An 11,254-nucleotide genomic window follows, 5' to 3' on the forward strand; every position below is an offset into this window, starting at 1 on the left:
AGCCGCTGGTCTTCCAGACGCTTGACCGGTTTGCCCGCACCGAAACGCATATTGCCGGGAAGAATGTTCATCGCATGGTCCTTGAAATTTGATCAGAAAGCCACTGTAGCCGACAGGCAAGGAACAGGCCAAGCGTCGCCACACAAAGAATTGTCATGGCCGGCTTGACCCGGCCATCCACGTCTTCCTTCGATGCCAGACCAAGACGTGAAGCCGGGCATGGCGGCGGAGAAATCACCCCACCTCGGCCAGCACCGCCTCGACCGCCTTGCGCTCGTCGGCGGTCAGCGCCTTCTGCGGCGGAACGGGATCGCCGACCTGATAGCCCTGGCTGATGAGCGCTGCCTTGATGCAGGCGGCGAGGTTATAGCGGGCAAAGGCCTCGTTGATGCGCCACAACTTCCGCTGCAGCTTGAGCACCTCGTCCCAACGCGCCTCCTTGCAGAGTTCGTAAAGCGCCACGCTCTGCCGCGGGATGATGCAAGCTGGCCCCGCCATCCAGCCGACGCCACCGATCAGCATCACCGCGGCAGGAATATGCGCGGAGGCCGAGAACACCCGGATGGAATCGCCACAGCGATTCATGATCGAAAGCAGCCGCCCGGTATTGGTCGAGGCATCCTTGATGTATTGGATGCGTGGATGGGCCGAGAGGCGTTGGATACAATCGAGCGACAGATCCGAGCGCTGGAATTGCGGATTGGTATAGATCACGACGGGAATATCGACCGCGTCCGCGAGGCTGCGGAAATAGGATTCCACCTGGGCATCCGAAAGCGGAAAATACGCTTCCAGGATCGCCAGAATGCCGGCAGCGCCGAGCTTTTGATACGCCTTGGCTTGCGTCATCGCATCCGACGTCGAAGTCGAGGCGACGCCGGCGACGACCGGCACACGGCCCTTTGCGGCGGCGATGGTCGTCTCCACCACCGCCAAACGCTGGGCGTTGTTGAGATAGGCGAACTCGCCGGTCGAACCGAGCGGCGTCAACCCGTGCACGCCGGAAGCGATGAGATCGTCGCAAAGCCGTGCCAGCACGTCGCGGCGGACGGTACCGTCAGCATCGACCGGGGAAACCAGATAGGGAAACACGCCGTGAAAATCGGTCATCGCTTACTCCTAGAAGATGCGCCAGACCGGCGCAATCAGGCCGACTGCGACCAGGCCGACGCCGCTTGCAGCCTGAGCATGACAAAATCGAGCAATAGTCCAACCCCGAGCATGGTCAGGACATAGGCGAATACGGTCGGGCTTTCGAAGAAACGCTGCGAATACATCAGTGTTGCCCCCATTCCACCGCCGCCGGAGACCATCTCCGCGGTGAAGGTCGTAATCAACGCCACCGGCAACGCTACGCGCAGGCTTGCAAAGATCCGCGGCCACGCCGCCGGCAGCACGATGCGAAACAGCACGCCCGCGTGCGACGTGCCCATCGACGCCGCCGACCAGATCAAAACGCGGTTGACGCTTGATGCCGCCGCAAAGCTGCCGATCAGGATCGGAAACACGCAGGCGAACGCGACCAGCAGGATCTTCGACAGGCTGTAAATCCCGAACCAGAGGATGAAGATCGGCAGGAACGCGATCTTCGGCGACGGAAACGCAAGCGCGATCACCGGGTCAAACAACCAGTGCAGGAGGCGGCTGCGCGCCATCGCGATCCCGACCGGCACGCCGATCAGCGTCGCCAGGCAAAGCCCGGCTGCGGCGCGCGACAGGCTAAGGACAAGATCAAGCGGCAGCGAACCGTCGGCGCATGCCGACCACCACTCCGAAATCACCTCCGTGAATGGCGGCAGAAACAACGCCGGCGCCAGGCCCGCGCGGCCGGTCGCTTCCCAGAGCGCGATGAGGGTCAGGACCGAGACGAGCGAGCGGAGAAAAAGGCCGCGCTGGCTTATCGCCTTCGCTGTCACCGTCCCCTCCCCGATTCATGCCAGCGCAAAGTTTTCTCCGTCAGCATCAGCAGCAGGCGATCGGCAAGGAATGCGACCACGACCACGCAAGCGATCGCCGCGAACATGTAGTCATAGGCGCCATTCTCGCCATACATGAAGATCAGCTTGCCGATGCCGTTGGTCGAGGCGATCATTTCCGAGGAGATCGCCAGCACAAAGGAAAAGCCGAGCGCGACGCGGAGGCCTGCGAAGATGTCCGGGAGCGCATGCGGCAGGTACACCCGCCACAGCATCGCGTGCGGCGGGGTGCCGAACGCTTCCGCGCCCCAGACCAGCACACGCGGGGTCGCGTTTACGCCCTGCGCGGTGTTGACGACCATCGGCAGCAGGCAGGCCAGGAACACCGCGCAGACCGTGGTCACTGTCCCGATGCCGAACCACAGGATGAAGAGCGGGATCAGCGCCGATTTCGGCAATGAATAGGTGCCGCCGACGATCGGTGCGGCATAGGCGCGAAACGCCGGCGAGCGCGCCATCATCAAGCCGAGCCAGATGCCGGCGATCGAACCGAGCACGAGCCCAAGGCCCGCGCGCCACAGCGTGATGAAGAGGTTGTCGCGGATTTCGCGGCCCGTCAGCAGATCATAGGCAGCAAGGCCGATCCGCCCCGGCGACGGCAGGAATGATGGATCGACCCAACCAAGACTGCTGGCGGCCTGCCAGAGCACGCCGATCAGCGCGAGCGGGAGCAGCCGACCGAGCGGCGACGACAGCCACGAGGCGCGGTCAGACTGCATGCGCCGCCTTTTTCGCCGCTGATGGAGTGGATTTGACATTCGCCTCCAACGAAACCACGGACTCGTACGCGAATGTCAAATCCAAAACTCCATCAGAAATATAGGATGTTAGCGGCCCTTCAACTCTAACATTCGCAAAAGTGCCTGCCAAACCGGGATGCGAATGTCAGAGTTGGGCCGCTAATGCCTGCTTGCGCACCGAAATCCAGACCGCGTTGCGCACCTTGTTGAACGCATCCGAGGTGAAGAGCTGTTCGCGCGGAATCGAGCGATCGAGGTCGATCGAAAACTCCTCGACGAACTTGCCCGGCCGCGCCGACATCACGCAGATGCGATTGGAGAGATAGACCGCCTCATTGACGTCGTGGGTGACCATCAGCACGGTCTTGCGGGTCTCAAGCCAGATCCGCAACAGCTCGTCCTGCATCACCTCGCGGGTCTGCGCGTCCAGCGCACCAAAGGGCTCGTCGAGCAAAAGGATGGCGGGATCGCAGGCCAGCGTGCGCGCGATCGCGACGCGCTGCTTCATGCCGCCGGACAATTCGCGGGGAAAGCGATCCTCAAATCCCTTGAGGCCGATCACGCCGATCAGGCGATCGGCGATGCGCCCGCGCTCTTCACCTGGCAGCGCGCCCCGCTCCAGACCATAGAGAATATTGTTGCGCACCGTGAGCCAGGGAAACAGCGCGTATTCCTGAAACACCACGCCGCGATCGATGCCGGGTCCCTTGATCGTCTTGCCGTCGACCAGAATCTCGCCCGCAGCATCGAGGAAACCGCCGACGACATAGAGCAGCGTGCTCTTGCCGCATCCGGACGGCCCCACGATGGAAACGAACTCGCCGGTCTTGATCGAGAGGTTGACGGTTTGCAGCGCTTGCACCGCCTGTCCGTCGCCAGGATAGGTTTTCGAAACCTCTTTGATCTCGACCTTGGGCAGTTCGGCCATCACAAGGCGCACGGCTTCGGCAACAGGCCGACATTGAGATATTTGGCGACGTCGATGCGGCGATCGATGAGCTTTTCCTCGAACATCGCATCCAGCGGCTTCTGGATCGTCTGCGCCGACACGCAGGCATTGGGATCGCGGTAGTAGTCGCGCCCTGTCGCGAAATAGGAATTCAGTACATCCTTCGACGACTTGGTGAAGTCGGACACGAGCTGGATCGCCTTGTCGCGATTGGCCGGGTCGTAGAACCAGGCAATCCCGTCGACATAGTCGGCGAGGAACGCCTTGACCGCCTCGGGATGCTCTTTCAGGAATGCGTTGGTCGTGACCTGGAAGATCACTGACGAAGGCCCGCCAAAGGCATCGCCGCCGGTGAAAACCGGCCGCAGATCGCCCTTTGGGCTTTCCACCGCCAAGAACGGAATGACAAGCACGCCGCAATCGATGCGCTTTTCACGAATGGCAGACGCAATATTCGGGAACGCGATCTCCACGATCTCGACATCGCGCCGCGGATCGATGCCATTCTTTTTCAGCGCGACGCGCAACGCCAGATCGACGGCCGAGGCAAAGGCGTTGATGCCGATTTTCTTGCCCTTGAGGTCGGCGATAGTCTTGATCGGTGAGTCCTTCAGGACCATGAAGCTGTTGGTCGCGTTGCCGGCATGACCATCCTGATAATTGTCCGAGATGATGGTCAGCCCGTTCGGCACCGCGTCCTTGACGATGATGGTGGCAAACGCCGGCCCCGAGAGGGTTGCGAGGTCGGCCTGCCCCGCGGCGAGCAGGGCCGCTGCTTCCGGCGTGCCGCGCGTGAAGGTCATGTCCAGCGTGTAGGCCTTGCCGTAATTCTTCAGGACGTTCTGCTTGACGTAGTCCAGGAAGATGATCGTCTCCATCTCGTTCGGGCCGATGCCGCCGCCGGTGGCGTAACGAATATTCGGCACTGCGGCGAACGCCGCGCGGGACACGAAGGGCGCCGACAGTGCGGCGCCGGCTGCGCCTCGCATCACGGCGCGGCGGGACATGGAGAAGGACGGCATCTGGTTTCCTCTCATCGGCTAAACGAAATGGCAAAAGCCGAAATGGGCAAAAACAACGGCCGTAACATCAGGCAAATCTCATGCCTTGAGAAGGGCCATTATGTGCAACGCAAGCCGCTATGCCTTGAGGACCGCCATCGCTTCGATCTCGACGACGAGATCGGGATGCGACAGCCGACGCACCTCAACGGTTGTGCTCGCGGGCAAGCCAACGCCGAGATAGTTGTGCCTGACATCGACGTGCCTGAAGAACTCGTCGATATCGGTCACAAACGTTGTTGTCTTGACCAGATCATTGAGCGTGGCGCCGGCGGCCTCCAGCGCATTCTTCAGGTTTTCGCCGACCTGCGTGATCTGGGCGCGCATGTCCTTGGGACCGACGATCTGGCCGTCCTTGTCGCGCGCCAACTGCCCGGAAACGAAAACGAGCTTCTCGCCGGAAGCGACGACGACATGCGAATAGAGCACATGGCCACCGACGGCGCGCTTGAACAACGTGTCAGGTTGAATTTTTTCGATTGTCATATTTCATGCGGCTTTCGCGAGGGGAGTCCCGTCACCACGGGCGGAGTGCGCGCAACTCTTGCCAATGGCCCAGCAAAGAGCAACCCCGGAAAACCGCATAGAAGGCGCGACAACGGCGCCGACTGGATTTGAAGACTTACGCGGCGTTAAGCATCGGCCAGGTGCTGGTCTCGACCATCCAGCTCTGCAAGGGACTGCTACCTGCCTCACGCTGGCCGAAATGGGCTTCGAGCTCGGAAAGCGCGCGGGCTTCCCATTCGAGCGCCTGCTCGAGCAGGGTCTGGCGCTGGTTGGGACGGAACGCCGCCGTTTGACGATAGAGCGAGGCAATGGCGCGATAGCGCCGCACGTTTTCCAGAGTCGCATTTCCGCGCATCGATCGTCTCCCCAACGCTTCCAAACAAGGCTTCCCAAGACTTCCCAAGTCCCGACGGGAGCGACTTTGGCCGCAGCCGGTTTTCAATTGCTTACTGGGTCAAGCAAACGAAATTCACGGTTTGCAAAATGTTGACGGCATGAGACGCGACGCATGCAGGGGCGCCCCTTGCTCCCTCGCCGGTGGACCGGATAGCATCCCGCGGCCCAGACCAGGGCCAAAGCAGTTTTCACGGGAGGAAAAACATGAAAATCACAAACCGGCTCTGGCGATTTCTGCTGATGCCGCTGGCGCTGGCCGGCATGTTGAGCATGTCTTCGGCGGCCGAACTCAATCCGGCGGCGATCACAATCAAGATGCCCGACCAGATCCCGTGGAGCCCGGTCGATGCCCGTGGGGCGCAGTCCGCCGTCGTGGTCGGCGACCCCGGCAAGCCCGGCTTCTACATGATCTACAACAAGTGGACCAAGGGTAACCACTTCAGCCGGCCGCACTTCCATCCCAATGACCGCTATATCGTGGTGCTGCAAGGCACTTGGTGGGTCGGAACCGGACCGCATTTCGATCCGGCCCAGACCAAGCCGATTCCCGCGGGCAGCTTCGTCACCCACACCGGCAAGGAAGTTCATTGGGACGGCGCCAAGGACGAAGACGCCGTGCTCCTGATCATGGGCGAAGGTCCGGGCTCCTCGACGCTGGTAAAAGAAGAGTAACCTCGAACCCGCGCGAGGTGCTGCATGCGCTGGCTGAAATTCACGGCTAACGAAAAGACGTCCTGGGGGATCGTGGAAGGCGACCGCGTCATCGCGGTCGACGGCGATCCGTTTGCCGAATGGCAGCGCACGCCGCGAAGCTATGCGCTGGCAGAGGTCAAGATCGAGCTGCCGGTGATCCCGCGCACCTTCTATTGCGTGGGACTGAACTATCTCAAGCACCTCAAGGAAGCCGCCAACAAGCGCGGCGAGGTGCCGAACGTGCCGGACCGCCCCGAGGTCGGCTATCGCGCGCAAAATGCCCTGATCGCGCATGACGAGAATGTGATCATCCCGGCAAACGCGACCGAGCAGATTCACTATGAAGGCGAGCTTGTGGTGGTGATCGGCAAAAAAGCCAAGCACCTCACCGAGGCGAACGCGATGGATTGCGTGTTCGGCTACACCATCGGCAACGACGTCAGCGAGCGGAGCTGGCAGAAGGCCGATCGCGGGCTGTGGCGTGCGAAAAACGCCGACACTTTCAAGCCGATGGGGCCATGGATCGAAACCTCCGCCGATCTCGACCAGATGGAAACCGTCGTGCGGGTGAACGGCCGGGAGAGCAACCGCTTCCACACCAACGAGATGATTTTCGGGGTCAAGGCATTCATCGTCGAGATGACGAAGTATTTCACGCTGTGGCCGGGCGATGTGATCTGGATGGGGACCGACGGCGCCTCGCCGAACATCAGGGACGGCGACGTGGTCGAGATCGAGATCACGGGCATCGGCACGCTGCGCAACAAATTCGTTGCAGAGAAATAGCATGAGCCGCCACAGCACGGCGCATCATTTCCTGCAAGGTCTCGTCGACCTCGGCATCGACTATATATTCGCCAATCTCGGCACCGACCATGTGTCGCTGATCGAGGCGATCGCGGAGTGGGACCGCGACGGGCGCAAGCATCCCGAGATGATCCTGTGTCCGCATGAGGTCGTGGCCGTGCACATGGCCGCCGGTTATGCATTGGCGACCGGAAAGGCACAGGCTGTGTTCGTCCATGTCGATGCCGGCACCGCGAATGCCTGCATGGCAATCCAGAACCTGTTTCGCTACCGCTTGCCGGTGCTGCTGTTCGCCGGCCGCGCGCCCTTCACTCTGCATGGCGAATTGCCGGGATCGCGCGACACCTACGTGCATTTCGTGCAGGACCCCTACGATATCGCCAGCATCGTTCGCCCCTACGTAAAGTGGGAATATTCGTTGCCCTCCGGCATCGTGGTGAAGGAAGCGCTCGCGCGTGCGTATGCGTTCGCGCAGAGCGACCCGCCCGGGCCGGTCTACATGATGCTGCCGCGCGAAACGCTCGCCGAGGAATGGGACGATGCGGCGATGCCGGCCTATCCGCCCGCGCGCTATGGCAGCGTACAGGCGGGCGGCATCGAACCGGCGCGGATCGAGGCCATCGCGGATGCGCTGATAGCCGCGGAAAATCCGATCGCGCTCACGGCCTATCTTGGTCGCAAGGCGCAGGCCGTGGTCGCGCTTCAACGCCTGGCAGCGCTCTGCGGCATCCGCGTCGCCGAGTTCAATTCGATCGACCTCAACATCTCGCAAGAATCCCCCTGCTTCGCCGGTTTCGATCCGATGCCGCTGCTGGAGAGCGCCGATCTTGCTCTGCTGCTCGATTCCGACGTACCGTTCGTGCCGCAATATGCCAAGCGCGCCGACGCCATCAAATGGATCCAGATCGATGTCGATCCGCTGAAGGCGGATTTTCCGATGTGGGGCTTTCCGACCGACCTGCGGATCCAGGGCGATTGCGCCACCATCCTCGGCCAGCTCTGCGAACTGATCGAAGCGCGCGCGGACGAAGCCTTTCGAAAACGCGTTGCATCGCGCATCGCAAGCTGGAGCGGCGCGTGGCAGGCCATGAACAAGCGGCGCGCCGACGCCCGTGCCAACAAGGGAAGTTCCGGCGCACTGTCGCCGGCGTTTCTGTTCGCGACGCTGAGCGAAAAAATCTCGCAGGACGACATCCTCGTCAACGAAGCGATCCGCAATGCGCCGATCCTGCAGGAGCACGTCACGCGTACCAGGCCGCGCAGCTATGTCGGCCTTGCCGGCGGCGGACTTGGCTTTTCCGGCGGCATGGCGCTCGGATTGAAACTGGCAGAGCCCAATGTGCGCATCGTGCAGGTGATCGGCGACGGCGGATTTCATTTTTCCTCGCCTGACAGCGTCTATGCGGTCGCGCAGCAGTATCGTGTGCCGATCTTCACGGTGGTGCTCGATAATGGTGGATGGCAGGCGGTGAAGTCGGCGGTGCAGCGCGTCTATCCCAAGGGCGTGGCGGCCGCGACTGACCAGTTCCAGTCGCGACTGACGTCCGGCCGCCAGGGCGAGCGGCGGGATTTTTCGGCCATCGCGAAAGCATTCGGCGCGCATGGCGAGTGCGTCAGCGAACCGGACGAATTATCCGCGGCGATCGATCGCTGTCTTGCCGCCGTCGACGACGGCCAGGCTGCGGTGCTTCATGTGCAGATTACGCGGCTCTGATGCCATGAAAAGCTTTCGCCGATGTGTCGCCGTCATTGCCTGTCTGACCGCCTTGGCAGCGCCTGCCGGCGCGCAGGAAGACCCCGCCAAATATCCGACCCGGGCGATCCACGTCGTGGTCGGCTTCACGCCGGGCGGCGGCAACGACCTGATCGCACGGATTGTCGGGCAAAAGCTGTCGGAAAGCCTCGGTCAGGCCGTCGTGATCGACAACAAGCCCGGCGGCGGCGCCATCGTCGCAACCGAATACGTCGCCAAGGCGCCCGCGGATGGCTATACGCTCCTGGTCGGCGCCAGCGGTGCGATCGCGATCAATCCCGCGGTCTACGCCAGGCTGCCTTATGACCCGGTGAAGGACTTCACGCCGATCACCGAGCTGGGCTCGTTCCCGCTGATCCTGATCGTCAATGCCGCATCTCCGATCAAGTCGGTCGCGGACCTGATCGCCTTTGCCAAGGCGCATCCGAAAGAGGCGAACTATTCGTCGTCCTCAGCCGCCTTTCAACTGGTCACCGAACTGTTCAAGCAAAAGACTGGCGCGCCATTGCAGGAAATTCCCTACAAGGGCGCCAACGACTCGGTGATGGCCGTGATCTCCGGTCAGGTGACCGCAACCATTGCCGACGCCGGACCGGTATCCGGCCAGGTCAAAGGCGGCCAGGTGCGCGCGCTCGCGGTTACCTCGCCGGCGCGCGCGGCAGATTTCCCCGACGTTCCCACCATGAAGGAAGCCGGCACGGAGGTCGATGCCGTGCTGTGGAGCGGCATCTTCGTTCCGAGGCAAACGCCGCCCGCGATCGTGAAAAAGCTCGAAGCCGAACTCAGGCGGATCATCCGGGAGCCCGACGTCGTCGCCCGGCTGAAGCCGCTCGGTATTTCGCCGGTCGGCAACTCATCGGACGAGTTTGCGCGCACCATCGCCGATGACATCGCGCGATGGACGGAGGTCGCGCGCGCCGGAAATATCAAGATCGAGCAGTGATCGTCCGCGGCGCGGCCATGTTGACGAGCGCCGAGACGGCGATCGCGACCACGGCATTGAGGATCAGCGCGCCGAGGCCGACATAGAACACGTAAGCCGTGCCGCCGATCTGCAAGGTCGCAAGCGGCTTCAGGCCGTTGCTCCACGCGGTCCAGGTCCCCCACAGTATACCGATCGTCCAGCCGCACAATAGTCCGCTGGCGCGCAGCCAGCGCGTGAACAGGCCGAATACCAGTGCCGGAAATGTCTGCAGGATCCACAAACCGCCGAGCAATTGCAGGTCGAGCGCATATTGCGTCGGCAGGAAGGTGATGAAGGCGAGCGCGCCGACCTTGACGACGAGCGAGGCGATCTTGGCAACCGACGCCTCGCCGGCATGGCTGATGTTCGGGTTGAAGTAGGACTTCCAAATGTTGCGGGTGAACAGATTGGCCGCGCCAATGCTCATCACCGCAGCCGGCACCAGCGCGCCGATCGCGATCGCCGAAAACGCAAAACCTGCGAACCAGGACGGAAACAGCGTCTTGAACAGCATCGGAACCACGTCGTTGTTCGACGTCACCTTGATATTGGCGGCATAGGCCATGTAGCCGAGCAGCGCGATCAAGCCGAGCAACAGCGTATAGGCGGGCAACAGCACCGCATTCTTGCGGATCGTATCGGCCGACTTGGAGGCGAAGATGCCGGTCAGGGTGTGCGGATACATGAAGGCCGCGAACGCCGAGCCCAGCGCAAGGCTGGCATAGGCCAGCATCTGCTGCGGCTTGAGGACGAGGCCCGTAGCGCCGCCCTTGGCGGCAAAGGCATCGTTGGCGGCGGAGAACACCGCGCCATAGCCGCCGAGTTTCGCCGGCACGACGACCACCGCGACCAGCACCACGATATAGATCATGATGTCCTTGACGAAGGCGATCAGAGCCGGCGCGCGCAGGCCGGAGCTGTAGGTATAGAGCGCCAGGATCACGAAGGCGGCGACGATCGGCAGTTCGCCGGTGAGACCGATCGCCTTGATCACGACGCCCATGCCGATGAGCTGCAACGCGATATAGGGCATGGTGGCGACGATGCCGGTGACCGCGACCGCAAGCTCGAGCCCGCGCGAGCTGTAGGTATCGTGCACGACGTCCGCCGCGGTCACATGCCCCCTGGCATGCGCCACCTTCCAGAGCAGCGGCATGACCGCGAACACGAACGGATAGACCACGATCGTATAGGGCAGCGCGAAGAAGCCATAAGCGCCGACCGCATAGACCAGCGCCGGCACCGCGATCACGGTATAGGCGGTGTAGAAATCGCCGCCGACCAGAAACCAGGTGATCCAGGTGCCGAACTGGCGCCCGCCAAGGCCCCACTCGTCGAGATGCTCGCTGACCGGGCCCGATTTCCAGCGCGCGGCGACGAAACCCATCACGGTGACGAGCGCAAAGAA

The 11,254-nt window shown here is 62.3% G+C and carries 12 protein-coding genes; 4 read left to right on the forward strand and 8 right to left on the reverse strand.

Going from position 1 to position 11,254, the window contains the following annotated elements; genetic code table 11:
- Positions 1-234 precede the first annotated feature (234 nt).
- From VFL62_RS12060 to VFL62_RS12090, 7 genes are all read right to left on the reverse strand, one after another.
- Complete coding sequence (locus tag VFL62_RS12060; protein WP_325172604.1) at positions 235-1,110, reverse strand: dihydrodipicolinate synthase family protein; 876 nt, start codon at positions 1,108-1,110, stop codon at positions 235-237.
- Between the two features lie 35 nt (positions 1,111-1,145).
- On the reverse strand, positions 1,146-1,916 hold the full coding sequence (locus VFL62_RS12065; protein ID WP_325172605.1) for an ABC transporter permease: 771 nt from the start codon (positions 1,914-1,916) through the stop codon (positions 1,146-1,148).
- Positions 1,913-2,695 (reverse strand): ABC transporter permease, encoded by a 783-nt coding sequence (locus tag VFL62_RS12070; protein ID WP_325172606.1) that lies wholly within the window; start codon positions 2,693-2,695, stop codon positions 1,913-1,915. Before VFL62_RS12070 ends, VFL62_RS12065 begins: the two co-directional genes overlap by 4 nt.
- Before the next feature lie 166 nt (positions 2,696-2,861).
- Positions 2,862-3,644 (reverse strand): ABC transporter ATP-binding protein, encoded by a 783-nt coding sequence (locus tag VFL62_RS12075; RefSeq protein ID WP_325172607.1) that lies wholly within the window; start codon positions 3,642-3,644, stop codon positions 2,862-2,864.
- On the reverse strand, positions 3,644-4,687 hold the full coding sequence (locus VFL62_RS12080) for an ABC transporter substrate-binding protein (protein ID WP_325172608.1): 1,044 nt from the start codon (positions 4,685-4,687) through the stop codon (positions 3,644-3,646). The genes VFL62_RS12075 and VFL62_RS12080 overlap by 1 nt, the downstream gene beginning before the upstream one ends.
- A 117-nt stretch (positions 4,688-4,804) precedes the next feature.
- On the reverse strand, positions 4,805-5,212 hold the full coding sequence (locus VFL62_RS12085; RefSeq protein ID WP_325172609.1) for a RidA family protein: 408 nt from the start codon (positions 5,210-5,212) through the stop codon (positions 4,805-4,807).
- Positions 5,213-5,348: 136 nt separating this feature from the next.
- The gene (locus VFL62_RS12090) at positions 5,349-5,588 is read right to left on the reverse strand and encodes a hypothetical protein (RefSeq protein WP_325172610.1); all 240 of its coding nucleotides are present in this window, start codon (positions 5,586-5,588) and stop codon (positions 5,349-5,351) included.
- Positions 5,589-5,833: 245 nt separating this feature from the next.
- On the opposite strand from VFL62_RS12090, the gene VFL62_RS12095 reads away from it, so the two are divergent.
- The 4 genes from VFL62_RS12095 to VFL62_RS12110 are packed head-to-tail and all read left to right on the forward strand — an operon-like array spanning position 5,834 to position 9,825.
- Positions 5,834-6,301: a cupin domain-containing protein gene (locus tag VFL62_RS12095; protein WP_325172611.1), complete on the forward strand. Its 468-nt coding sequence runs from the start codon at positions 5,834-5,836 to the stop codon at positions 6,299-6,301.
- A 24-nt stretch (positions 6,302-6,325) separates the two neighbouring features.
- On the forward strand, positions 6,326-7,108 hold the full coding sequence (locus VFL62_RS12100; protein ID WP_325172612.1) for a fumarylacetoacetate hydrolase family protein: 783 nt from the start codon (positions 6,326-6,328) through the stop codon (positions 7,106-7,108).
- 1 nt (position 7,109) lies between these two features.
- On the forward strand, positions 7,110-8,843 hold the full coding sequence (locus tag VFL62_RS12105; RefSeq protein WP_325172613.1) for a thiamine pyrophosphate-requiring protein: 1,734 nt from the start codon (positions 7,110-7,112) through the stop codon (positions 8,841-8,843).
- Positions 8,844-8,847: 4 nt separating this feature from the next.
- Complete coding sequence (locus tag VFL62_RS12110) at positions 8,848-9,825, forward strand: tripartite tricarboxylate transporter substrate binding protein (protein ID WP_325172614.1); 978 nt, start codon at positions 8,848-8,850, stop codon at positions 9,823-9,825.
- On the opposite strand, the gene mctP is transcribed toward VFL62_RS12110, so the two are convergent.
- A partial coding sequence (gene mctP, locus VFL62_RS12115) for a monocarboxylate uptake permease MctP (protein WP_325172615.1) occupies positions 9,809-11,254 on the reverse strand: 1,446 nt, incomplete at its 5' end. The genes VFL62_RS12110 and mctP overlap by 17 nt on opposite strands.

This window comes from Bradyrhizobium sp. (assembly GCF_035701725.1).
Classification (GTDB): domain Bacteria; phylum Pseudomonadota; class Alphaproteobacteria; order Rhizobiales; family Xanthobacteraceae; genus Bradyrhizobium.